The following is a 25,058-nucleotide window of genomic DNA, read 5'->3' as shown; positions in this document are numbered from 1 at the left end:
AATTTATTAATCGATTACTTTATAACCTTTCCAGCCGTAATATGCACAGAAGACAAAACAAATCATCGGTACACAATAGGCCATATAATAGATATGCTCATTGGCATGCATGAAATAAGCCGTCAACTGTGGCAGGCAGGCATTGCCGACAATAGCCATTACCAGAAATGCCGGACCGCTCTTTGTCTGATTCCCCAGTCCTTTTAGCGCCAATGAGAACTGCGTGGGATACATTATAGACATAAAGAAAGAGATAGCCAACATTGCGTATAACCCGATCATACCTCCCCATATCATCACTGTCCCGCACAAAAGAATATTCATCAAGGCGTAAACCAGTAGCATATCCTGTGGACGGAATTTCACCATCAATCCGGTACCGATCCAACGCCCCAAAAGAAATGCGAGCATATACAATCCGAAGAAGGTAGTCGCCGTATCTTCCGGCAATCCGGCATAAGTGCAACAGTAAACCAGGAACAGACTGTTTATCGCCGTCTGTCCGCCGTTATAGAAGAATTGCGCAATCACTCCCCACCGCAAGTGTGAGTGCTTCAATACACCGAAGTCTATCAGTTTTTCTTTCTGGCTGCCCTCTTTCGTTTTACCCGAAGAAGTCGTTTTATCGGAAGAAGCCGTTTCTCCTTCGTCCCCAATCTTCGGCAATTTTGAAAAGATGAAGACGACAGCTATGGCAATCAACAGTATAGCCAATATCAGATAAGGAAGTTTCATGGCATCCGTTTCCAATTGGATATAGGCCTGCCAGCCTCCCGGATAATCTACAGGAAGGGTCTCTCGCGTGTAATGAGTTCCGCTAAGGATGAGCTTACTCAAAAACATGGCAGCGATAAAAGCTCCGAGTCCATTGAAAGACTGCGCCAGGTTCAATCGGCGGGGAGCTGTTTCGGGTGCTCCTAAAACCGTCACATACGGATTGGCAGCTGTCTCCAGAAAGCACATTCCCGTAGCGATAATAAAGAAGATACAGAGGTAAGCCCAATATTCTTTTAAGATGGCGGCAGGAAAGAAAAGCAGACCTCCGATTGCAGCTAATACCAGTCCGAAAATAATTCCCGCCTTATAGCTGTAACGTTTCATAAACATCGCTATGGGATGGGGAAAATAAAATAAGCCAGCCAGTAGGCAGTCTCGGTAAAGGAGGCTTCAAAGGTATTCAGTTCACATGTCTTCATCAATTGCCGGATCATTGTGGGAAGCAGATTGCTGCTTATCGCCCACAGAAAGAAAAGGCAGAAAACTAACGCTAAAGGTATTGTATATGTATTCTTTTTCATGGTATAAATCTAGTTTTACGATAAGGATGTTTTCTCTATCATTCGGACATGTTCTTGATGTAAGGAAGTACGGGGAGATCCGTGAATCCATAGAAGTTCCGGGCATTTTCTCCCAAAAAGAGTCTTTTGTCCTCTTCCGTCAACTCGGAAGACTTCACCACAAAATCGTATGACATCTTGTAGGTGATTGCTGTAATGGTGCGCGGATAGTCCGATCCCCACATCAGTTTCTCCATGCCAACTAAATCCGCCGCTTCCCGAATGGCTTTCACTGCTCCTTTGAAAGGATAAAATTCATCATTGAAAAGCCAGGTGATTCCGCCGGATTCAATCATCACATTGGGATGACGTGCCAGGCGGATTTGTTCTTTCCAGTCCGGACGTGTCACCATTCCGAAGTGTCCGACAGCTATTTTTAGGCGGGGACATTCCTGAATAATCTCTTCCATTTCAAAAACCTGTGTTGCTCCGTCAGCCAAATCGATGGAGAGCATGACATTCCGTTCTTCCATAGAATGAAACATCTGCATCATTTCCTCATTATTCAGCATTACCCGTCCCTCTTTTAACAACAAGCGCTGGGCAGGGATTTTTATAGCCTTAAAACCTTTGGCTATAAGCTCTTTCGCCTGCTCCAAAAATCCAGGTTTACGAAACTCACACATTCCGCAAACAAAGAAACGGTTGGGATAATGGGAAACGACTTCCGACAAATAATCATTCTGAATACCGTCAATAAACTCTTGGGTAATGACAGCCGCAGCCACTTGCGCATAGTCCATATTCGAAAGAAAAACTTCCGCGCTATTCACTCCGTCTATCATAAAGGGCGGAACCATTTGCCGGATTTCTCCCATAAATTCCGAACGGCCATTTTCTAAAGTCCGGATAGGCAATCCGTCCACAACAGTATCCTGTCGTAACCACAGATGGGCGTGCGCATCAATAATTGTATAGTCCATACGAATAACGCAGTTTTATGAGTTTGCCCAACTTACACGTTTCTGCTCTCCGATAATCTCCTGCACTTCCCGAACGAGTTCCCAGTCAATAGGTTCTTCGATGAAAGCGATGTTCTTTTTCACATTCTCCGGATTAGTTGTACTAAATAAAGTCGTTGCTATACGGGGATTGCTGACGGAGAACTGCATAGCCAGTTTCTCAATCGGATAATTCTTAGCTTTGCAATGTTCCATTGCTTTACGGCAAGCCTCTACCAAGGGTTTGGGAGCCGGATGCCAAGCAGGCACGCCACGTTCACTCAACAGTCCCATTGAAAGCGGAGAAGCATTAATCACGCCGATTTCTTTGGATTCGAAGTAGTCCAGGAAGTCTGCTAATTTATCATCACACAGGCAATAATGGCAGAAGCTAAGCACAGATTCAATCGTACCGCTTGGTGAATGGTCAATTACCCATTTCAGGTTCTCGAGTTGCAAGTCGGTAATTCCAACGTGTCCTACCACTCCTTTTTCACGCAACTCAACCAAAGCAGGCAGAGTCTCATTAACTACCTGATTCAAATCGGCAAATTCAACATCGTGTACATTTATCAGATCGATAAAATCTATATTCAAACGTTCCATGCTCTCATACACACTTTCTGTCGCACGTTTTGCAGAGTAATCCCACAGATTTACTCCATCTTTTCCATAACGTCCCACTTTGGTAGAAAGGTAATAACGGTCGCGAGGAAGATCTTTTAGCGCCTTTCCTAAAACAGTTTCCGCTTTATAATGTCCGTAATAAGGAGACACATCGATAAAGTTCATTCCTGCCTCAACAGCGGTAAACACAGCCTGAATGCCTTCTTTTTCTTTCAAATCATGGAAAACTCCTCCTAAAGAAGAAGCTCCAAAACTAAGAGATGATACTTTCATCCCTGTCTTTCCGATTTCATGGTATTGCATACTTTTAGGTTTTAAATCATTTTGTATGCGACAAAAATAGGTCAGTAATAGTTTCAGTGCAGCAGAGAGCGGTCGAAAAACCAACGTAACGGTTTACGTAAAAAATATTGCTTCAGATGCTTTTAATTTTCCGGGAATGTGCTTTCTTTGTAAAAAGAATCTAAGTTGCAGTCTTTCAAATGGAAAACCGGAAACATACTTCACTCAAAGATCTCGCCCAAGCATTGGGGGTATCGATTCCTACTGTATCCAGGGCACTAAAAGATAGTCCGGAAATCAGCCGTGAACTTTGCGCCAAAGCAAAGGCACTGGCTAAAGAGATGAACTACCGCCCCAATCCTTTTGCCATGAGCCTGCGGAAAAATGCACCACGTATCATCGGAGTGATCGTTCCGGATATTGTCACTCATTTCTTTGCATCAATTCTGAATGGGATAGAGAATATGGCTATTGCCAACGGATATTTTGTGATTATCACGACCTCGCATGAGTCTTACGAGCACGAAAAAAGAAATATTGAGAATCTGGTCAATATGCGCGTGGAAGGTATCATTGCCTGTCTGTCTCAAGAAACAACCGATTTCTCCCACATCTCCGCCTTGAAAGACATTAATATGCCACTTATCCTGTTCGACCGTGTTTGCCTGACCGACCAATTTTCATCGGTGATAGCAGATGGGGCCCAATCCGCACAGATGGCTACACAACATCTTCTGGATAATGGAAGCAAGCGGGTAGCCTTTATCGGTGGAGCCAATCATTTGGATATTGTAAAGAGAAGAAAACATGGCTATCTGGAAGCCTTGCGTGAGAATCGTATTCCAATCGAAAAAGAGCTGGTAGTCTGCCGGAAAATTGATTATGAGGAAGGCAAGATTGCCACAGAAACCTTACTGTCACTTCCACAGCCTCCGGATGCTATTCTTGCCATGAATGACACATTGGCTTTCGCAGCAATGGAAGTTATCAAAAATCACGGCCTCCGGATTCCGAATGATGTGGCAATCATCGGGTATACAGACGAGCAGCATGCTAATTATGTGGAACCGAAATTATCTGCTGTATCACATCAGACCTATAAAATGGGAGAAACTGCCTGCCAACTACTTATCGATCAGATAAAAGGAGATAAGACTATCAAGCAGGTGACGATTCCGACACATTTGCAGATTAGGGAGAGTAGTATAAAAAATCAAAAATGTAATCTTCTGTAATATAAGCAAGAAGGAACAAAACATAAGGAGTAGTCAAACGACATCATGACAATGAGGATTATGGATTGATGATGAAAATGAAAAGAATGCAAATCAAGCTATTGTATGGGATAAATGGAACAATCCTATAGGATATGACTTACCTGCAGATAAGAATTTCCATGGTATTACTCCTGGTAGAAATACAATATATGAAATACTTCAGTTTTAGAAATAATTCATAGAATAAAAATCATATCTAAACCAATGCTATATTAATAATAAGCTCCCTTATTCTATCCTTTGCCATAGATGAAATAGGATTAGAATAAGGGAACTTTATTTTAATAAATTCCAAATGATAATAAGTGATTATTTTTCGCACTTTAACATTTGAATATCAAATACTAAAGTTGAATAACCTAAAATAGTAATCGAAGAACCTTTTGGAGTATAATCACTACTACCATAACCATATTTCCATGGAACATACACTTCCAAACGTTCACCAATTTTTCTTCGTTGCAATACCTCTGACAAACCAGTCACAAGCCCATTAATTGTTAAGTTCGCAGTTCTTGAAAAATCAATGCTAGGATTCGCTTCAGTAAAAGAGCCATCAAACGCTTCCCCTATAAAGTTATCTTGTTTATCAACATAACCACCAGTATTACCCCAAATGATATAAGAACCTTTATAATATACAGTAACCTCATCTGTTGCCCGCGGGATAATATTTTGAATCACCCCATCTCCCACAGGAGTTTTCTTTTTAAAATAGATAGGAACTCCAGGATATGCAATCATATGAATAGAATCCAACTGACCACGTGTAGCGGTATTTGCATGAGCATTGGCTATTGAATCTATAAAAGCTTCATTACGTGCCTGCCAGTTATCATATTTGCCCGTCTCTTCCGTTTCACTGCAAGCAGTGAATGCAAGAGCCAGCAATACTAAGGAGAATAAATAGATCTTTTTACTCATTCGTCAAAGGTTTATTGTAAAGTTTTCAATAGAGAAGTGATGCTTACTCTGTCTGCGATGATGTTATTCAGTTCAGAGATAGCTACACGCTCTTGTTGCATGGTATCGCGGTTACGCAATGTCACGCAGTTATCTTCTAATGTCTGATGATCGACTGTTACACAGTACGGAGTACCAATAGCATCCTGACGGCGATAACGCTTACCGATACTATCCTTTTCGTCATATTGGCAATGGAAGTGGAACTTCAGGCTGTCAATAACCTCACGGGCTTTTTCAGGCAGACCGTCTTTCTTTACCAACGGCATAACTGCCAGTTTCACCGGAGCCAAAGCAGCAGGCAATTTCAGAACCACACGGCTTTCACCATTCTCCAATTGCTCTTCGCAATAAGATGCGCTCATGATGCTAAGGAACATACGGTCAACACCGATAGAAGTTTCGATTACGTACGGAGTATAAGACTCGTTCAGTTCCGGATCGAAGTATTTGATGCTCTTGCCGGAGAACTTCTCATGTTGAGACAAGTCGAAGTTAGTACGAGAGTGAATACCTTCCACTTCTTTGAATCCGAACGGCATCAGGAATTCGATATCAGTAGCGGCATTTGCGTAGTGAGCCAGTTTATCGTGATCGTGATAACGATAGCTTGCATCGCCGAATCCAAGAGCTTTATGCCATTTCAGACGGATTTCTTTCCATTTCTTGAACCAGTCAAGTTCAGTTCCCGGTTTTACAAAGAACTGCATTTCCATCTGTTCGAACTCACGCATACGGAAGATGAACTGACGGGCAACGATCTCGTTACGGAAAGCCTTACCAATCTGTGCGATACCGAAAGGAACTTTCATACGACCCGTCTTCTGTACATTGAGGTAGTTTACAAAAATACCTTGTGCAGTTTCCGGACGAAGATAAATCTTCATTGCTCCTTCGGAAGTAGAACCCATTTCAGTAGAGAACATCAGATTGAACTGACGAACTTCTGTCCAGTTCTTTGTACCGGAGATCGGGCATACGATTTCTTCATCAATAATGATCTGACGCAATTCTTCCAGATTACCGTCGTTCAGAGCTTTAGCAAAGCGAGTGTGAAGTGCGTCGCGTTTTGCCTGATGCTCCAATACACGTCCGTTGGTAGAACGGAATTGAGCCTCATCAAAAGATTCGCCGAATCTCTTGGCAGCTTTCGCTACTTCTTTATTGATTTTATCGTCATACTTAGCCAGCTGATCTTCGATCAACACGTCAGCACGATAACGTTTCTTAGAGTCTTTATTGTCAATCAAAGGGTCATTGAATGCGTCTACGTGTCCGGAAGCCTTCCAGATAGTAGGATGCATAAAGATGGCAGAGTCGATACCGACAATGTTCTCGTGCAACAGCACCATGCTGTCCCACCAGTATTTCTTGATGTTATTTTTCAATTCAACGCCCATCTGACCGTAGTCATACACAGCGCCTAGTCCGTCGTAGATATCGCTCGAAGGGAATACGAAACCATACTCTTTGCAATGCGATACAAGCTTCTTAAAAACGTCTTCTTGTGCCATTTTCTTTTCTATATCTATTAATTTGAATTTGCTTTTTTCGTAAAAAGTGCCACAAAGATAGGGATTTATCTCATAAATAAGACAGGGAGGGTATTAATTTATCTTATTCCTGAACTTCTTCCTCGATTTCCGGTGCCACCATACGGTCATATTCTTCCCGCTCCTGCTCCCGGTCCGCTTTCTTCATTTCTTTGGTCAGCATCTCTTCGGGCATATACAGATTAAAAGGAATACGCATGCATTTCATCTTTTTCACTTCCCGGCTAAATTCAGGACAAGCCACGAAATAGACACGTGAAACGGACACCTTTCCCGGAGTTACCTGTTCGGGGCGTTCAAATCCCGGACTGGTCAGTGACGTATGAAATGTGCCAAGTCCTTCGATAGTAACCGGCTGTCCGATAGACAACAGACTACGGATAGCATCAACCATTTCCGTCAATATACCATCTATCTGCCCGCGATGAAATCCACTCCGTTTTTCCATGTACTCGGCAAATTCTCTATTCCGAATCGGATCTATCAGTTTTTTGGGTACACCATACCATAATTCTTTTCTTTCTCCCGATGTTAAATCGGCTTTTTTTCTCACTACATAAGGCACTGCCATCGTTTATACTCCTTTCTTTTTTCGTTTATACTCGCGTTCTATTTGACACCCGGGTGTCAACACCATTGAGACCCGGGTGTCAAGCATACCAACACCCGGGTGTCAGTGCTCATGAGACCCGGGTGTCAGATAAGTGTTGGCTGCAACAAAATTAAGTCTTTATTATAGGAAAACAAAGGAATTCTTCTATATTTGTGCATCCCTACATTATACTAAAGAAAAACATAGAACTATGATTAAGATTCTTCTATTGATAGACTATTCAAGCGAATTTGACAGGAAACTGCTACGGGGACTTGTCCAATACTCCAAAGAAAACGGCCCCTGGCTCTTTTACCGACTACCTTCTTATTATAGCGCAATGTATGGAGAACAAGGTATTTTAAGATGGGCGAAAGAATGGAAAGCCGACGCCATTATCGGTCAGTGGAACAACGATACGATCGATTTGCAGAAGGAGCTGAATATTCCGGTAGTACTACAAAACTATCATCACCGGAGCGTCACTTACTCTAATCTGACAGGTGATTATAAAGGTACGGGAAGAATGGCAGCCCAGTTTTTTGCCAAACGGATGTTTCGAAACTTTGCTTATTTCGGCGTTAAAGGGGTGGTTTGGTCTGACGAACGCTGCGAAGGGTATCGGCAGGAAGTGAAACGTATCGGAGGCGAATTTTTCAGTTTCGAATCGGATAAGCAGGAAGACGAGATAAGAATGGAGGCGAGCCAGTGGTTGCAGCAACTCCCCAAGCCAGTCGCCCTATTTTGCTGTGATGATGCGCACGCCCTATTCATTTCTGAAACTTGCAAAATGACGAATATTCCTATTCCGGAAGAAATTGCTTTATTAGGCGTGGACAATGACGAACTGATGTGTAATATTTCCGACCCTCCCATTTCATCCATAGAGCTCGAAGTAGAAAGAGGCGGATATTCTATCGGCAGACTTATTCATCAACAAATAAAAAAGGAACACGAAGGTACTTTCAATATTGTTATCAATCCTATCCGCATCGAATTACGGCAATCTACGGAGAAACACAATATCAAAGACCCTTATATTCTGGAAGTAGTGAAGTATATAGAGTCTCATTACAGTTCCGATTTGACCATAGAGTCTCTGCTTGCAAACATTCCGCTATCCCGCAGAAACTTCGAAGTGAAATTCAAAAACGCACTGAATACCTCTATATACCAATATATTCTGAATTGCCGGTGTAATCATCTTGCAGATCTACTGCTCACAACCGACCGTCCATTGGCCGATTTAGCAATGGAAGTAGGCTTTACAGACTATAATAACATTGCCCGGATTTTCAAAAAATTCAAAGGATGTTCACCTATTGAATACCGGCAGAAAAAGACTAGACAAAGATAAAATAAACGCTTTCTGAAGACTGTTTTTCGTTTTGACATTAAGATCATTCATGAGAATGACCTACCTTTGTTTTCATACCTTTCGAAATACATTTTAGATATTAATACTATGCAAAGACATACCATAAGAGGAAAAACAAGAACGATTATCTATCCTATTATTATTTATTTGGGGGTCACCTCAATAATGGGGTGCAAAAGATTAGAGATTAACCAGACAAAAAGAAACTGGGAGAAGCTATCCGCCTACTTTACCCCACCACCACTGTATCAGGAGAAATTTGGAACTTACCGCAATCCTCTTTTATTTTACAATGGAGATACAGTCAAAAACGCAGACGATTGGCTAAAACGAAGAAAAGAAATAAAAGACAAATGGTTGAACCTGATCGGTCATTGGCCGGCTATCATCACCAATCAAAAACTGGAGATTATAAAAACCACAGAACGCGAAGATTTCAAACAACATTTAGTGCGTTTTTATTGGACTCCTCTGGAACAGACTTACGGCTATTTACTGGAACCAAATAAGAAAGGGAAACATCCTGCCGTTATCACAGTATTCTACGAACCGGAAACAGCTATCGGATGGGGAGGAAAAGCTAATAGAGATTTCGCCTACCAATTAACCAAAAGAGGATTCGTTACTCTCTCATTAGGAACTAGACAGACCACCAAAGATAAGACTTACTCTCTCTATTACCCGACTATTAACAACTCCACTATGCAACCTCTTTCAGTACTTGCTTATGCGGCAGCCAATGCATGGGAAGTATTAGCCAGAGTCGAAAGTGTCGACTCTACCCGAATTGGTATCATGGGACACTCTTACGGTGCTAAATGGGCTATGTTTGCTTCTTGTTTATATGAAAAGTTTGCCTGCACCGCCTGGAGTGATCCGGGTATCGTCTTTGATGAAACCAAAGATAATTATATCAATTATTGGGAACCTTGGTACTTGGGGTATTATCCCCCACCCTGGAAAAAGATCTGGAGCAACAACGGCAATAACTCTTCAACAAGTGTCTATGCCAGACTATGTAAAGAGGGGCATGATTTACATGAACTCCATTCTTTATTGGCTCCTCGCCCATTTCTCGTATCAGGAGGTTATTCTGATAATGTAGACAGATGGATTCCATTAAATCACTCTGTTGCAGTCAACCGACTTTTGGGTTATCATCATCGAGTGGCAATGACGAACAGGCCCAAACATGATCCTACTCCCGAATCAAACGAAACTATATATAAGTTCTTCGAATGGTTCTTAAAAAGAAAAACGCCAAAAGAAGATTAACGATGCATTATTCTTCGTTTTTTGAAGATAGTTTTTCGTTTTTGCCACCGCACATATCTTTGAAACAGAATACTTTTGTATCATTAACTAGTTAACCGGTCTAAAGAGACTATTGTTAGAAATTAAAATTTCAAATCGACGATCTAATATTTAAAAACTTATCATGCAATGAAGAAAATCAGATGGAATCCAAGGTTAGTAACCTCGTTGTTTATTACTCTTTTAATGTGCACTCTCGATTGTCTTGCACAAGAAGTAATAAAAGGGTTTGTGAAAGATGGTAATGATGAACCATTACCTGGCGTATCTGTAGCTGTCAAGGGTGCAACGAATGTCGGTACCATTACAAATGTTGACGGCAAATATAGCATTAATGCCCATAAGAATGACGTATTGGTATTCTCCTATATCGGAATGGTCAGCCAGGAAGTCAAAGTAGGTAATAAGACGAATATCAATATCACTCTTAAAGAAGATGTTTCCTCGCTGGATGAAATCGTAGTGGTAGGCTATGGAACTCAAAAGCGCGGTAGTCTGACCGCCGCCATATCTACTGTCTCCGATAAAGAAATCCTTAAAGCCCCAACCATGGGAATCAGTAATATCATCGGTGCACGTGTTGCCGGTATTTCCGCCGTACAAGCCAGTGGACAACCCGGTGCGGATAATGCCTCCTTGTCTATACGCGGGCAAAGTGGTATTATCTATGTTATTGACGGCATCAGAAGAAGCGCAAGTGACTTCAACGGACTCGATCCGAATGAAATAGAATCTGTGTCTGTATTAAAGGATGCATCAGCCGTAGCCGTTTATGGTCTGGACGCAAATGGAGCATTCATTGTCACAACCAAAAAGGGACAAACAGATAAAGTCACCATTAGCTATACAGGTACTGTGGGTATCAGCCAGAATGCAGAAGAACAAGAATGGCTCGACGGACCGGGATATGCTTATTGGTACAATAAAGCCCGTCTTCTACAAGGTGATACGGAAGTGTTTACTGTCGACATGGTGCGCAAAATGCGCGAGGGTGTCGACGGATGGGGAAATACCAATTGGTACGATAAAGTATATGGAACCGGTGTTCGCCAACATCATAATATTTCAGCATCAGGAGGAAGTGAAAAGATTCGTTTCTTCACATCTATCGGTTATCTGGAAGAAAAAGGAAATATAGATAAGTTCAAATACCGTCGAATGAATCTTCGTTCTAATATCGATGCACAGTTGGCTAAAGGACTTAGTCTGTCATTAGGTGTTTCGGGGCGTATAGAAAAACGGGATGCTCCCAAATTTTCTGCCGATCCGGATGATTGGATGAATATTCCCCAACAGGTATGCTATGCTTTGCCATACGTACAGGACACTTATGAATATAATGGGAAAATATACGATGTTTCAACCCCGACTTCCGGTTCTCCGGTAGCTCCTATCGCATCCATATACGATTCAGGATATAACAGGTCCAACCAATCATATATGCAGTCTAATTTCAGTCTGAAATACGACACACCTTGGCTTAAAGGATTAAGTTTAAAATTCCAGGGAGCGTACGACTTAGTTCATGGGATGACTAAACAGTTGACCAAGCCGAATGAAGTCATGATTATGGATTTACCTAATGCAGCCACTACCACACTCACCTACCATAAGGACTACAGTGTTTTGAAAGATACACCTATATTATCCGAATCGGCATCACGCGCCCAAGAGTTCACAACGCAAACCAGTATCACGTATGATAACAAATTTGGAGATCACTCGATCGGAGTATTATTACTGGCCGAAACACGGGAACGTAATAGCAACAATCTCGGTGTAACGGGAACCGGATTAGATTTCATTCAGTTGGATGAGTTGAACCAAATCACAGGATTCACCAAAGAGGGGAAAGAGCAACCTGCTATACCTTCGGGTAGCAGCAGCCAGACACGTGTAGCCGGTTTTGTAGGTCGTTTGAACTACAATTACGCTGACAAATATTATTTGGAGGCTTCACTACGCCACGATGGTAGTTATCTGTTTGGTGGTATGAACAAACGCTGGGTCACCCTGCCCGGTCTCTCTCTTGCCTGGAGAATCAATAATGAAAAATGGTTTCATGCTACTTGGGTAGACAATCTGAAATTAAGAGCAGGTATTGGAAAAACTGCAACCAGCGGTATCCAGCCTTTCCAATGGAAAAATACGATGAGCACATCCCCCAATTCTGTAGTAATAGGCGGAGCCAGTCAAACTGCTATCTATCCGTCCGTATTGGGAAATCCCAATTTGACATGGGCGCAATGCCTCAACTATAATATCGGAGTAGATGTAACTTTATGGAATGGATTATTAGGAATGGAACTGGATGCTTTTTATAAATATGAATATGACAAATTATCTTCTGTAACCGGTTCGCACACTCCTTCCATGGGAGGCTATTATTTTTCAACTGCCAACGTTAATAAAGCAGATTATAAGGGTTTTGATGTCACCTTTACACATCAGAACAGAATCGGAAGTTTCAGCTATGGAGCCAAATTAATCTGGTCATACGCATACGGAAGGTGGCTCAAATATGCAGGTGACTCTGAAAACACACCGGAATACAGACGACTGACCGGAAAGCAAATCGGTTCGAAAATGGGATTCATTGCCCAAGGATTGTTCCAGAGTGAGGAAGAGATAGCCAACTCCGCTACCATGCCCGACCGACCGGCTTATCCCGGATATATCAAGTATATGGATAGAAATGGAGACGGTATTATAACCGTCAATCAAGATCAGGGGTATGTAGGTAAAAGTTCAAGGCCGACCCACACAGGTTCTTTCAATTTATTTGGTAACTGGAAAGGATTCGATTTTGATATTTTAGCATCATGGGGGCTTGGCAGCGATGTCGCATTAACCGGAGTATATACGGCAACCGGTTCATCCGGAATCCAAAGCGCTACGGCCTTCACGCGTCCATTCTATCAGAATGGCAATGCACCAGTCTATCTGGTGGCAAACTCCTGGACACCCGAAAATACAAATGCAGAGTTCCCTTGTCTGGAAATCAATCCGAGAAGTTTGAATAACGGGCTGGCCTCCACATTCTGGTATCGTAACGGAAACTATTTGAGAATAAAAACAGCACAAATAGGATACAATTTCCCTAAAAAATGGTTGAGCCCATTGGGAGTGGAAGCTCTTCGCCTCTATGTTGAGGGATACAACCTTCTGACTTTCAGCGCTGTGTCCAAGTACAACATCGACCCGGAATCTCCAGCTGTAAACAATGGATATTATCCGCAACAAAGGACTTATACACTTGGAGCTAAAATCACATTCTAAAATATACGCTATATGAAAAAGTTATGTATTAATATATCACTCTTCTTTATGTTGCTGACTTTAAGTTCGTGCAACGACTGGCTGGATGAAGTAAAACAAACGACTACCGTTAGTGATGAAATCATCTGGCAAGATGAAACCCAGGTTGACAAATATGTGAATAGTTTCTATCCCCTCCTGCATGATTACGGTCAATTCGGGGAGGCCCAATTCTACGGAAGTTTTACAGAAAGTCTGACTGACGCATTTAAGTATGGTTCATATACGCTGGGACACAGAGCCGGCCATCCTAATCTTTATGTACTTACACCGGATGCTATCTCTCCGGATAACTGTCTATACAGTATCTGGCTACGTTCAACAGCATACAAACAGATCCGAGAAACAAACCAATTTCTATCTCTACAAAGAAAATATTCCGAATTTTCAGCAGACAGAAATAAGCTTTGGGAAGCTCAAGTACGCTTTTTCCGTGCATTTGTATATTTCCAGTTAGCCAAAAGACATGGAGGTGTCATCTTGTATGACGATCTGCCGGTATCAACTAATAAAGCCCGCAGCAGTGCTGAAGAAACCTGGCAATTCATAGCTGACGATCTTGATTTTGCAGCCAATAATTTACCCAAGGAATGGGATGCGGCAAATAAAGGGCGTATCACCAAAGGAGCAGCCTATGCACTGAAATCAAGAGCTATGTTATATGCCAAACGTTGGCAGGATGCCTATGATGCTGCTAATAATGTAATTGCACTCAAACTATATGGTCTGACGGACAAATATGAAGATGCATGGAAAGGGAATAATAAAGAAGCGATTCTGGAGTTTGATTATGATGCTGCCAACGGGCCTAATCATCTTTTCGACCGGTATTATGTACCACAATGTGATGGTTATGACAATGGTTCAACAGGAACTCCTACCCAGGAAATGGTAGAATGTTATGAAAGCAAAAATGGAGAAAAGATAGACTGGACACCCTGGCATGGCATTACTGATGAAACTCCTCCATACGACCAACTGGAACCTCGCTTCGCCGCAACTGTAATCTATAGAGGATGTACCTGGAAAGGGAAAAAGATGGATTGCAGCCTTGACGGAAAGAATGGTGTGTTTATGCCTTACCGGGAACAGGGTACTTCATACGGCAAAACCACAACCGGTTATTTTTTAAGGAAATTGTTAGATGAAACGCTAACAGACGTCAAAAATGGGAAAAGCGCCCAACCGTGGGTTGAAATTCGCTATGCAGAAGTTTTATTGAACAAAGCAGAAGCAGCTTATCGACTCAATAAGATCGGGGAAGCCCAAAGTGCAATGAATGAGGTACGCGCCAGAGTAAAAGTGAATTTACCGGGTAAATCCTCTACAGGCGAGGCTTGGTTCAAAGATTACAGAAATGAAAGAAAGGTTGAACTAGCCTATGAAGGTCATTTATTCTGGGATATGCGTCGTTGGGAATTAGCCCATATTGAATACAACAACTATCGCACACATGGCTTCAAAATCATTGGCGCTACCAATACATACGAATATGTTGATTGCGACGGGCAGGACCGCAAGTTTATAAAGAAATTATATGTCCTTCCTGTACCGTCTGAAGAATTGAAGAATAACTCATTGATTGAGCAATATGATGAATGGAAATAACAATAAAACTCTTAGAACAATGAAAAACAAAATTATATCAATCATCCAGGCATTAGTTCTTCTATGGGGAGTAACTAGTTGTCACAGTCCTGAAGAGTTGGGTTCTGACATTCAACGCGAAGGTATCAACAGCATCACTGCATCGTTTCCGAACGATGACAGCAGCGAAAATAGTTTCAAAGGTGAGATAGATTATACCAATCATTCAATCACATTTGTTTTCCCATACAATTATCCCAAATTGTCGGATAATGTATTGCCGACCTCTGCACTAAAACGGGTAAGATTGAGTGCCAGTTTAGCGAATAATGTCAGTGTAACTCCACCATTACTTTATATGGATCTTACCCAAGACAACTATATCACAGTGAAAGATCAGACCTCCGGGACTAGTACCGAATTCAAAGTAATAGGTGAAATCCGTAAGAGCAACGAATGTAGTATCACCAAATTCGATATTCCTGCCATAGGGCTATTGGGAGTCATTAATGAAAACGAAAAAACAATTTCATTAGTAACCATAGATAATGTAGGGGAGCAGATAGCTAACATTGATATCTCACATGGAGCAACATGCAGTCCCAACCCCGAAACAGAAGCACTAGACTATGAACAAGAACAGACCATTGTTGTCACAGCACAGAATGGTATAGATAAAGCAACATATACGGTAAAAAAAGATATTCCGCAAAAAACTGTTGCAGGTATTCGCCAAGGAAGCGGTAAGCTATTATGGTCTAAAAGACTATCTGAAATAAGCGGTATTCTGCTACCGGGTAAAGTAACCGGACTTGCAGTAGTCGACAAATATGTTGTCATCAACGAACGTGCCAATGATCGTGCCATTTACTTAAATAGCCAGACCGGAGAAATAGCAGGTTCTATGGATATCAGCCAATTTGCCGGTGATAATTCAAACTTCCATGCAACAGCAGATCGGGGAAATAATATTTTATTCTGCAGCTATACTCCATCAGGAGGTACTTTCACTGTATGGAAAGCTAATGGAGTGAATGAGAAACCACAGAAATATATTGAATATAAAACTGGCACTAACATAAGATTTGGTTGGAAGATCTCTATCCAAGGAGATTTGGATGCCAATGCCCTTATCACAACTCCGGTATTCCAAAAGGATAGTAAAGTGCAATTCGCCCGTTGGCGTGTCATAAATGGTACTTTACAATCACAAAGTCCGGAATTTGTCATTATGAGTTCCTCTCTACTGACTTCAAACTGGATTAAATGGGCGGATGTGATTTATGCTGATGACACTGATACTCAAAGTGACTATTTCTTGGCCAGCCATGTCACAGATACTTCTGCCAAACGCTATTTCTACTGGTTTAAAGGAACAGACAATAGCATAAAAGCGGCAAATACGGGTGCTCCGGGTAACACAATTATCAATGCCGTAGACTATGCCGTGTTCAACAAAGTACCTTATATCATTTACAATCATGTAAATAGTTTCAACTATGCCGTAACTGGTTCTGATGCTGTCCGTATGTATGATCTTAGTAGCGGCTCGTTCGACAACCAAATAATAGTATGTCCGGACAAGATATATGGAGGTCTCGAGAATTCCGGTCAAAACACCGAAGGAACCGGAGATGTCGTATTTAAAGTTGCCAAAAATGGTTATTATCTATACGTTTATCTCGTATTCTCTAATGGAGGCATCGCCTGCTACCAATATGACTGTATTGATATGTAATACAAACAACCAGTAATCAACCTTATAATATACCACTAAATATGAAATTAAAAAATTTATGGTTAATAGCAGTTGCAATACTCATATACGCTTGCAATGCAGAAGAAACGAGATCATGGGAAGTTACTTTTGATCCAAATAAGCCCAAAGATCCAAATGAACAAAGCATTATTAATGTGGCGGCAGGCAAATTCTATAAAATGAATGTTGTAGCCAACAGTGCCTATGCTGATAAAGCCCCTCTCGATCCCTGGACATCCGGCACCAAACTGACGGATGAGGAGACCGGTACCCTCTCGACTAAAAACAGAGGAGTCGGTTGGGATGCACAAACTGTAGAAGTAATAATTGATTTGGGATCATTACGCAATATCACAGAAGTATCAGTACATGCTATTTCCGATCCGACATCACAAATTGTATTCCCTACTCAAATAGAAGTATCAACCAGCAAGGACAAAAGCCAATGGGAAAAAGCAGCCTCACCAATTACCTATTCCGACAGCAACGGAAAGTCGGACGCTTGGGGAAAAACAGACTTTAGTAATGTAGCATGCAGATATGTGAAAGCGACTCTCAAATCTTCAGCTTCCACCAGTACGATGATGCTCATCGACGAAATCAAGGTAATGGGAGAATTTCATAATGACATGAAGTACGTCCCCGAAAAAGGGTGTTATCATGGAGCATTCCCACCATTATACGGATTCGATCCGGAAGACCGCGAAGGAAGTACTGACCAGTGTGCCGTTGCCTTATTTGAAAAATTGGTGGGAAAGCAACTATCTATGATCTTATGGTATCAGAATATGGAACCGGGACGAAATTTCAGCGAAATGCAAACAGTACGTGAGAAATACTGGGGAAAAAACTATCAGGGCAAATACCGATTCTTCCTTTACGGATGGCTGCCCGTCATTCCCACCCAACAAATGGCAAATGGCGAACTCGACGATTTTCACAAATCATACTTCGCCGAAGTAGCTGCCCAAGAAGTACGTGACATGGGACCTATCTGGTTCAGACCAGCCAACGAAATGAATGGAAGCTGGACTCCGTATTACGGAGATCCCACAAACTATGTCAAGGCTTGGAGACGTATGTATAACATTGCAGAACAGTTGGGTGTCACTGCCTACAATGTCTTCGTATGGTCACCCAACAGTGTAAGCATGCCAGGTACAGAAGCAAACGCAATGAAAAACTATTATCCAGGAGATATGTATGTAGATTGGCTGGGAGTAAGCTGTTATCCACCATCGCTTAGTGCTACTTATCCGGAAGAAAGAAGATATCCGCTCACACTGATGCAAGGAATCAAGCAGGTATCGGCAGACAAGCCTATCATGATTAGTGAAGGAGGATACTCCAGCACATGCGACCACCAGAGATGGGTAAGAGAATGGTTTAAGCTGAAGGATGAAGAGCCACGTGTCAAGGCCGTCGTATGGGAGAATCACGAAAATGCAGAGAATGGTGACCGCCGTCTGCAAAGTGACCCTCTGGCACTTGAACTGTACAAGGAACTCGTCCAGGATCCTTACTGGCTTGATTTGATCCCGGATGCTGTGTACAGTGAAATTGAAACAAGAAAGAATAATTCAAAATAATCAAAGACAACAAGTATTCTAGTATGAAAAGACTGACTCCATATAGCTGGCTGATTCTGATTATATTCTCCTCCTGTCTGACTGGTAATAAAGTAGCAAGTACTGATAAACAGATAGAAAGTTTATTATCACAAATGACTTTGGAAGAGAAAATTGGAATGTTGCACAGTAACACGATGTTTTCAAGTACCGGTGTTCCAAGGCTTGGCATCCCCGACCTGCACTACTCCGACGGACCTCACGGAGTAAGATTTGAGGGAGTAGCCAATGGGTGGGAATCCGCCCGATGGGATAACGACGCATGTAGCTATCTACCTGCATTAAGCGCCTTAGCATCTACTTGGAACCGTGATCTGGCACAGCTATATGGAGAAGTTCTTGGAGCTGAATGTAAAGCACGCGGTAAGCATGTGAGCCTGGCTCCGGGAGTCAACATTCACCGTTCCTTACTCAATGGACGTAATTGGGAATATTTCAGCGAGGATCCTTTCTTCTCCGGTGAACTGGCTGTTCCATATATACAAGGAGTACAGTCACAGGGAGTAGCCTCTTGTGTGAAGCATTTTGCTCTGAATAGCCAGGCATACAACCAGTACAAAGTGAGTGTAGAAGTAGACGAACGCACCTTACACGAAATTTATCTTCCGGCTTTTGAAGCTGCCATACAACGAGGTGGAGCCATGGCAGCCATGGCGGCATATAACAAGGTTCGAGGGTTGTGGTGTACGGAAAGTCCTTATCTTCTTGATACTTTACTTCGTGATGAACTAGGATTTGACGGATTAGTCGTATCGGACTGGAATGCAGTCCATAACACAGAGCGAACAGCTCTGTGCGGTATGGATGTCGAAATGGGAACAAGCATCAAAGAAAATGGGAAATATGCTTTCAATAAATATTATTTGGCCGATCCTTTATTGAAGAAAGTACGTAATGGAGAGATTCCGGAAGAAGCCGTCAACAAAAAAGTACGTAATATTCTGAAATTGATGATTCGACTTGATTTAATAGGACAAGTTCCTTATGACACTACAGGTATGGCAGCCAAACTTGCAATACCTGCCCATACTAAGGCTGCCAGAGAAATAGCGGAGGAATCATTGGTATTATTGAAGAATTCCAAAGATATGCTACCACTAGACCCGGCACAATACAAGAATGTCGCAGTGATTGGCGCAAATGCAACCGAAGTATTTGCAGCAGGAGGTGGCAGTACAAAACTTAAAGCTAAATATGAAGTTACTCCTTTGGAAGGGCTACAAAATCTTTTAGATGGAAAAGCCCGGATCGAATATGCACCCGGTTATCAATTGAGTAAAAAGGCGTATAAGGTTGGTCATTGGTTCACGAACGAATTTGATAAATCCGATGAAGAGCTATATAAGAAAGCAATCAATACAGCTGCCCAAGCAGAATTGGTTATCTATATAGGTGGAACCTCCCACGAACATGGTTCTGACTGTGAAGGGTACGATAAGCCGAATTTAAAGCTTCCTTACCAACAGGACAGATTATTAAAAGGTATCCTGGAGGTTAATCCCAACACTGTAGTGGTACTAATCTCCGGTGGCCCCGTCGAAATAGGAGAATGGTATAATGATGCTACGGCATTACTGCACGGCAGTTTTCTAGGGATGGAAGGAGGAAATGCACTGGCACGTACATTGTTTGGAGAAGTCAATCCTTCGGGAAAACTGACTACTACCTGGTGTAAGCGTCTGGAAGATATGCCTGATCACGTATTTGGAGAATATCCGGGTATAAACGACACCGTCCGTTTCAAGGAAGGGCTTATGGTCGGCTACCGCTACTTCGATACTTACCGTGTAGTCCCCCAATTTGAATTCGGTTATGGATTATCCTATACCACTTTTACTTATTCAAACATAAAGATGAAACCTGTATGGAAAGACTCGGACACAGAGTTTGCCGTATCATTCACCATTACTAACACAGGAAAACGATATGGCCAGGAAATCGCACAGTTATATTTGCATCAAAACAAATGTTCTGTAGAACGCCCGTTTAAAGAATTAAAAGGGTTCACTAAGGTTGGCTTAAAACCGGGTGAATCCAAACAAGTCACAATCAAGTTACCGCGCCGCGCCTTACAATACTACGATACCGAAAGTAAACACTGGAAAGACGAACCGGGTATGTTTACTGTATTAATAGGCGCATCGTCACGGGACATCAAATTACAGAAAAATTTCGAACTGAAAAAATAAAAACACATGGGAAACAATAACCTTATAAGCAGCAAAAAGACATACTACATATCAATTGCAATTCTGGCAGGGATGTTCTTTATCTTCGGATTTGTGTCGTGGGTCAATGCCATACTGATTCCATACTTCCGCATATCCTGTGAACTGACACATTTCGAATCCTACTTTGTCGCCTTTGCATTTTATATCGCCTACTTTGTAATGGCTATCCCCTCGGGAGTACTTCTCAAGAAAGTGGGATTCAAGCGAGGTATTATGTATGGTTTTATGCTTACCGCCTTAGGAGCTTTCTTATTTGTTCCGGCAGCATTAGCCCGTCAATTCGAGATATTCCTGGCCGGTCTATTTTCCATCGGCACCGGATTAGCCATATTGCAAACTGCCGCTAATCCTTATGTCACTATTATCGGTCCTATTGATAGTGCCGCCAAACGAATCAGTATTATGGGAATATGCAATAAATTCGCAGGTATCGTCTCACCACTCATATTTGCTGCATTGATATTAAATGTTACCGACAAGGAGCTTTTTGCCACTATAGAATCGGGGACTTTAGACATAGTCACAAAGAACGCTATGCTTGACGAATTAATACAACGCGTCATTGTGCCTTATGCTGTTCTAGGCGTTATTTTACTGCTTACCGGTATCGGTATCCGTTACTCCATTCTGCCTGAAATCAATACAGACGAAGAAAACAGCACGGAAGATACAGGTAGCCACCATCACACCAGAAAAAGTATTTTCGACTTTCCTTACCTTATCTTAGGAGCAGTGGCTATATTTCTTCATGTAGGAACACAGGTTATCGCAATTGATACAATCATCAATTATGCCAATTCGATGGGTATGGACCTGCTTGAAGCTAAAACTTTTCCCTCATATACATTGGCCTGTACTATGATTGGTTACCTCCTAGGAATCCTGTTAATACCCAAATATGTTTCACAAAAAAATGCACTTATAGGTTGTACCATCATCGGATTACTCCTTTCATTCGGAGTTGTATTTGCAGATTTTGAAGTAACTCTGTTCGGTCATCATGCCAATGCCTCCATTTTCTTTCTGAATGCATTGGGTTTCCCAAATGCTTTAATCTACGCAGGTATCTGGCCACTTTCCATTCATGGACTGGGGAAATTCACCAAAACCGGTTCCTCTCTTCTTATCATGGGATTATGTGGCAATGCCATTCTGCCTCTGATATATGGTCATCTGGCAGATATGTATAGTCTGCGTTTCGGTTATTGGGTATTGATTCCCTGTTTTTTATATTTGGTTTTCTTTGCAGTTAAAGGTCATAAAATAGACTCCTGGAAATAAATTAAAAACGAAATAATATGGAAAGACTCATCATAACAAATGGAAAACTCATTCTACCAACAGGCATAGAAATGGGCCAAACATTGATATGCGAAAATGGAAAAATTGAGCAGATTATTCCCAATGAAAGCTATCAACCGCTCGTTGGTGACAAGGTAATAGACGCCCGTCAGAATTATGTTTCACCAGGATTCATCGACATGCATATCCACGGAGGAGGAGGACATGACTTCATGGATGGTACTATCGAAGCTTTTCTCGGAGTGGCCGAGACACATGCCAAGTATGGTACTACCGCAATGGTTCCCACCACACTTACTAGCACTAACGAGGAGTTAATGACGACGTTTACCGTATATCGGAAAGCCAAAGAAATGAATATCAATGGTTCGCAGTTTATCGGTTTACATTTGGAAGGACCTTACTTTTCACCGAAACAATGTGGTGCGCAAGACCCGAACTTCCTGAAAAAGCCGCAAGCAGAAGAATATAATGCCATTCTGGAAGCCTCAAAAGATATTATCCGTTGGAGCGTAGCTCCAGAGTTGGAGGGTGCTCTAGCACTAGGGCAAACTCTGCAACAACATCATATTCTGCCCTCCATCGCTCATACCGACGCGATTTATGAAGAAGTTGAGAAAGCCTTTACAGCAGGTTATACACATGTGACCCACCTTTATTCGGCCATGTCATCAGTGACCCGCAAAAATGCTTTCCGCTATGCCGGAGTAGTAGAAGCCGCCTACTTGATTGAAGATATGACAGTGGAGATTATTGCCGATGGCATACATCTTCCGAAACCCCTGCTCCAATTCGTATACAAGTTCAAAGGAGTTGATAAAACAGCCCTCTGCACTGATGCCATGAGAGGAGCGGGTATGCCGGACGGTGAATCGATATTAGGTAGCCTCAACAACGGTCAGAAAGTCATTATCGAAGACGGAGTGGCCAAAATGCCGGATCGGAAAGCTTTTGCCGGTAGTGTTGCAACAACCGACCGACTGGTTCGAACCATGATATATTTAGCCGGTGTTCCTCTCATTGACGCCGTCCGTATGATGACCCTGACGCCCGCCCGTATTCTTCATATTGACAAAGAAAAAGGTTCTTTAGAAATCGGTAAGGATGCCGACATAGTCATTTTTGATAATCAAATAAATATAAATAATACAATATTAAAAGGCCATGTTATCTATACTAAATGAAACTAAGACCAAAGTTTTTCAGCAGGAACAATTAACAGTTCGAATTTTCCCGTCCATTCAAGAGATGGGCAGTGTAGCCGCAAAAGAAGTCGGCGACCAAATTTGTCGCTTATTGGAAAGCAAACCGGAAATAAATATGATTTTCGCCGCTGCCCCCTCACAAAATGAGTTTTTGAGTCATCTGATTCATGACAAACGCATCGACTGGACCAGAATAAACGCTTTTCATATGGATGAATACATCGGTATACATCCGGAAGCCCCACAAAGTTTTGGACATTTCCTTAGAATTCGTATCTTTGACAAAGTTCCTTTCAAGAAAGTCAACTATCTGAATGGTCTGGCGGAAAACCTTGAAGAGGAATGTCAGCGATATGCAGACTTGCTGACTAAGCATCCGGTTGACATCGTTTGTTTGGGAATTGGAGAAAATGGGCATATTGCTTTCAATGATCCGGATGTAGCAGACTTTAATGATCCCAAACTTGTGAAAGTAGTTGAACTGGACCCAATATGTCGCCAACAGCAAGTCAATGAAAAATGCTTCAAGACACTAGACTTAGTACCCAAAGAAGCTTTAACACTCACGATACCGGCTTTGCTAAAAGCTGAATGGATGTTTTGTATCGTCCCGTTCAAAAATAAAGCTCAAGCAGTCTATCAGACTGTTTATGGTGAAGTTTCAGAAAAATGTCCGGCCAGCATATTGCGAAGAAAAGAAAATTCTTCGTTATATTTGGACCCGGAAAGTGCAGAAAGAATTAATTTATAAAGGATTATGAAAAACAGAATCTCACTTCTTATACTACTGGCTATCAGCTTCAGTATACACGCACAAAAAGTTATGCGGATCGGAATTATTGGTCTGGACACATCCCATTCCACCGCTTTCACCGAATTGATTAATAGTGGTTCGGATGAGACCTTTTCCAAAGGTTTTAGGGTAGTAGCAGCGTATCCGTACGGTTCAAAGACTATTCAATCCAGTTACGAACGAATCCCCGGATACATTGAAAAGGTCAAAGCAAATGGCGTGGAAATCACCTCATCAATAGCAGATTTACTGGAAAAAGTAGACTGTGTCCTTTTGGAAACCAATGACGGCAGACTACATTTGGAACAAGCCGTCGAGGTATTCAAATCAGGTAAGATATGCTATATTGACAAACCTGTCGGAGCTACTTTAGGAGATGCAATCGCTATTTATGAAATGGCAGAAAAATACAATGCACCTGTTTTTTCCTCTTCTGCTCTTAGATTTACTCCTCAAAACCAGAAATTAAGAAATGGAGAATTTGGCAAAATCCTTGGAGCCGATTGTTATTCTCCTCACAAAGTGGAGCCAACGCATCCGGATTTCGGTTTCTATGGCATTCATGGAGTAGAAACATTATACACAATTATGGGAACAGGATGCGAATCAGTCAACCGGATGTCTTCAGATAGAGGGGATGTAGTAGTAGGACGATGGAAAGATGGTAGAATCGGAACTTTCAGAGCGATTATAAAAGGACCGCAAATTTATGGTGGAACTGCCTATACTTCAAAAGGAGCAGTAGCCGCAGGAGGTTACCAAGGTTATAAAGCGCTTCTTGAACAGATTCTTAAATACTTTCAAACAGGAATCTCTCCTATCTCCAGAGAAGAAACAATTGAAATATTCACTTTCATGAAAGCATCCAATATGAGTAAAGAAGAGAATGGAAGAATTGTCACATTGGAAGAAGCTTACCAAAAAGGATGGAAAGACGCCCGGAAATTAATCAAAACCTATAATAAATAAGA

17 protein-coding genes and 1 pseudogene are annotated in these 25,058 nt (G+C 41.9%); 12 read left to right on the top strand and 6 right to left on the bottom strand.

The window, feature by feature from the left end; genetic code table 11:
- Window positions 1–6: 6 nt before the first annotated feature.
- From fucP to HMPREF0106_RS14065, 3 genes and pseudogenes are all read right to left on the bottom strand, one after another.
- A pseudogene (gene fucP / locus HMPREF0106_RS14055) lies at window positions 7–1,298 on the bottom strand (L-fucose:H+ symporter permease).
- A gap of 38 nt (window positions 1,299–1,336) precedes the next feature.
- A complete protein-coding gene (locus HMPREF0106_RS14060; RefSeq protein ID WP_004309618.1) occupies window positions 1,337–2,260 on the bottom strand; it encodes an amidohydrolase family protein in 924 nt (307 codons plus the stop codon).
- Between the two features lie 15 nt (window positions 2,261–2,275).
- Window positions 2,276–3,208 (bottom strand): aldo/keto reductase, encoded by a 933-nt coding sequence (locus tag HMPREF0106_RS14065; RefSeq protein ID WP_004309617.1) that lies wholly within the window; start codon window positions 3,206–3,208, stop codon window positions 2,276–2,278.
- A gap of 179 nt (window positions 3,209–3,387) precedes the next feature.
- On the opposite strand from HMPREF0106_RS14065, the gene HMPREF0106_RS14070 reads away from it, so the two are divergent.
- Window positions 3,388–4,422, top strand: a complete 1,035-nt coding sequence (locus tag HMPREF0106_RS14070; protein ID WP_009039777.1) for a LacI family DNA-binding transcriptional regulator — start codon at window positions 3,388–3,390, stop codon at window positions 4,420–4,422.
- A gap of 351 nt (window positions 4,423–4,773) precedes the next feature.
- Here the strand turns inward: HMPREF0106_RS14070 and HMPREF0106_RS14075 are convergent, their stop codons facing one another.
- The 3 genes from HMPREF0106_RS14075 to HMPREF0106_RS14085 all read right to left on the bottom strand — a co-directional run bounded on the left by HMPREF0106_RS14075 (window position 4,774) and on the right by HMPREF0106_RS14085 (window position 7,551).
- Entirely contained in the window at window positions 4,774–5,388 is a 615-nt protein-coding gene (locus tag HMPREF0106_RS14075; protein WP_004299631.1) for an FKBP-type peptidyl-prolyl cis-trans isomerase, read from the bottom strand.
- A gap of 11 nt (window positions 5,389–5,399) precedes the next feature.
- The gene (locus tag HMPREF0106_RS14080) at window positions 5,400–6,941 is read right to left on the bottom strand and encodes a glycine--tRNA ligase (protein WP_004299629.1); all 1,542 of its coding nucleotides are present in this window, start codon (window positions 6,939–6,941) and stop codon (window positions 5,400–5,402) included.
- 103 nt (window positions 6,942–7,044) lie between these two features.
- Window positions 7,045–7,551 (bottom strand): HU family DNA-binding protein, encoded by a 507-nt coding sequence (locus tag HMPREF0106_RS14085; protein WP_004314067.1) that lies wholly within the window; start codon window positions 7,549–7,551, stop codon window positions 7,045–7,047.
- A 232-nt stretch (window positions 7,552–7,783) separates the two neighbouring features.
- On the opposite strand from HMPREF0106_RS14085, the gene HMPREF0106_RS14090 reads away from it, so the two are divergent.
- The 11 genes from HMPREF0106_RS14090 to HMPREF0106_RS14140 all read left to right on the top strand — a co-directional run bounded on the left by HMPREF0106_RS14090 (window position 7,784) and on the right by HMPREF0106_RS14140 (window position 25,056).
- Window positions 7,784–8,929 (top strand): xylose operon transcription regulator XylR, encoded by a 1,146-nt coding sequence (locus tag HMPREF0106_RS14090; RefSeq protein ID WP_009039776.1) that lies wholly within the window; start codon window positions 7,784–7,786, stop codon window positions 8,927–8,929.
- A gap of 108 nt (window positions 8,930–9,037) precedes the next feature.
- Window positions 9,038–10,225 (top strand): alpha/beta hydrolase family protein, encoded by a 1,188-nt coding sequence (locus HMPREF0106_RS14095; protein WP_008642909.1) that lies wholly within the window; start codon window positions 9,038–9,040, stop codon window positions 10,223–10,225.
- Window positions 10,226–10,393: 168 nt separating this feature from the next.
- Window positions 10,394–13,543 carry a SusC/RagA family TonB-linked outer membrane protein gene (locus HMPREF0106_RS14100; protein ID WP_009039775.1) on the top strand — a complete coding sequence of 1,050 codons (3,150 nt, stop codon included), beginning with the start codon at window positions 10,394–10,396 and terminating at the stop codon, window positions 13,541–13,543.
- Between the two features lie 12 nt (window positions 13,544–13,555).
- On the top strand, window positions 13,556–15,190 hold the full coding sequence (locus HMPREF0106_RS14105; protein ID WP_004299618.1) for a RagB/SusD family nutrient uptake outer membrane protein: 1,635 nt from the start codon (window positions 13,556–13,558) through the stop codon (window positions 15,188–15,190).
- A 19-nt stretch (window positions 15,191–15,209) separates the two neighbouring features.
- Window positions 15,210–16,907 carry a DUF5018 domain-containing protein gene (locus HMPREF0106_RS14110; RefSeq protein ID WP_008776506.1) on the top strand — a complete coding sequence of 566 codons (1,698 nt, stop codon included), beginning with the start codon at window positions 15,210–15,212 and terminating at the stop codon, window positions 16,905–16,907.
- A 41-nt stretch (window positions 16,908–16,948) separates the two neighbouring features.
- Complete coding sequence (locus HMPREF0106_RS14115) at window positions 16,949–18,517, top strand: glycosyl hydrolase (RefSeq protein ID WP_032851275.1); 1,569 nt, start codon at window positions 16,949–16,951, stop codon at window positions 18,515–18,517.
- Window positions 18,518–18,540: 23 nt separating this feature from the next.
- Window positions 18,541–20,745: a beta-glucosidase family protein gene (locus HMPREF0106_RS14120; RefSeq protein WP_009039772.1), complete on the top strand. Its 2,205-nt coding sequence runs from the start codon at window positions 18,541–18,543 to the stop codon at window positions 20,743–20,745.
- 6 nt (window positions 20,746–20,751) lie between these two features.
- A complete protein-coding gene (locus tag HMPREF0106_RS14125) occupies window positions 20,752–22,068 on the top strand; it encodes a sugar MFS transporter (protein ID WP_004309608.1) in 1,317 nt (438 codons plus the stop codon).
- A gap of 17 nt (window positions 22,069–22,085) precedes the next feature.
- A complete protein-coding gene (nagA, locus tag HMPREF0106_RS14130; RefSeq protein WP_009039771.1) occupies window positions 22,086–23,273 on the top strand; it encodes an N-acetylglucosamine-6-phosphate deacetylase in 1,188 nt (395 codons plus the stop codon).
- Window positions 23,254–24,045 carry a glucosamine-6-phosphate deaminase gene (locus HMPREF0106_RS14135; protein ID WP_004305159.1) on the top strand — a complete coding sequence of 264 codons (792 nt, stop codon included), beginning with the start codon at window positions 23,254–23,256 and terminating at the stop codon, window positions 24,043–24,045. The genes nagA and HMPREF0106_RS14135 overlap by 20 nt, the downstream gene beginning before the upstream one ends.
- A gap of 6 nt (window positions 24,046–24,051) precedes the next feature.
- Complete coding sequence (locus HMPREF0106_RS14140; protein ID WP_008649456.1) at window positions 24,052–25,056, top strand: Gfo/Idh/MocA family protein; 1,005 nt, start codon at window positions 24,052–24,054, stop codon at window positions 25,054–25,056.
- Window positions 25,057–25,058: the final 2 nt, after the last annotated feature.

The sequence above is a fragment of the Bacteroides sp. D22 genome, from assembly GCF_000163675.1.
Lineage (GTDB): Bacteria > Bacteroidota > Bacteroidia > Bacteroidales > Bacteroidaceae > Bacteroides > Bacteroides xylanisolvens.
This window is presented reverse-complemented; position numbering and strand designations above follow the sequence as displayed.

Bases quoted from the DNA above. Each gene is read 5' to 3' on its own strand.
- HMPREF0106_RS14060 (WP_004309618.1), bottom strand. From the start codon at position 2,260: ATGGACTATACAATTATTGATGCGCACGCCCATCTGTGGTTACGACAG.
- HMPREF0106_RS14065 (WP_004309617.1), bottom strand. From the start codon at position 3,208: ATGCAATACCATGAAATCGGAAAGACAGGGATGAAAGTATCATCTCTT.
- HMPREF0106_RS14070 (WP_009039777.1), top strand. From the start codon at position 3,388: ATGGAAAACCGGAAACATACTTCACTCAAAGATCTCGCCCAAGCATTG.
- HMPREF0106_RS14075 (WP_004299631.1), bottom strand. From the start codon at position 5,388: ATGAGTAAAAAGATCTATTTATTCTCCTTAGTATTGCTGGCTCTTGCA.
- HMPREF0106_RS14080 (WP_004299629.1), bottom strand. From the start codon at position 6,941: ATGGCACAAGAAGACGTTTTTAAGAAGCTTGTATCGCATTGCAAAGAG.
- HMPREF0106_RS14085 (WP_004314067.1), bottom strand. From the start codon at position 7,551: ATGGCAGTGCCTTATGTAGTGAGAAAAAAAGCCGATTTAACATCGGGA.
- HMPREF0106_RS14090 (WP_009039776.1), top strand. From the start codon at position 7,784: ATGATTAAGATTCTTCTATTGATAGACTATTCAAGCGAATTTGACAGG.
- HMPREF0106_RS14095 (WP_008642909.1), top strand. From the start codon at position 9,038: ATGCAAAGACATACCATAAGAGGAAAAACAAGAACGATTATCTATCCT.
- HMPREF0106_RS14100 (WP_009039775.1), top strand. From the start codon at position 10,394: ATGAAGAAAATCAGATGGAATCCAAGGTTAGTAACCTCGTTGTTTATT.
- HMPREF0106_RS14105 (WP_004299618.1), top strand. From the start codon at position 13,556: ATGAAAAAGTTATGTATTAATATATCACTCTTCTTTATGTTGCTGACT.
- HMPREF0106_RS14110 (WP_008776506.1), top strand. From the start codon at position 15,210: ATGAAAAACAAAATTATATCAATCATCCAGGCATTAGTTCTTCTATGG.
- HMPREF0106_RS14115 (WP_032851275.1), top strand. From the start codon at position 16,949: ATGAAATTAAAAAATTTATGGTTAATAGCAGTTGCAATACTCATATAC.
- HMPREF0106_RS14120 (WP_009039772.1), top strand. From the start codon at position 18,541: ATGAAAAGACTGACTCCATATAGCTGGCTGATTCTGATTATATTCTCC.
- HMPREF0106_RS14125 (WP_004309608.1), top strand. From the start codon at position 20,752: ATGGGAAACAATAACCTTATAAGCAGCAAAAAGACATACTACATATCA.
- nagA (WP_009039771.1), top strand. From the start codon at position 22,086: ATGGAAAGACTCATCATAACAAATGGAAAACTCATTCTACCAACAGGC.
- HMPREF0106_RS14135 (WP_004305159.1), top strand. From the start codon at position 23,254: ATGTTATCTATACTAAATGAAACTAAGACCAAAGTTTTTCAGCAGGAA.
- HMPREF0106_RS14140 (WP_008649456.1), top strand. From the start codon at position 24,052: ATGAAAAACAGAATCTCACTTCTTATACTACTGGCTATCAGCTTCAGT.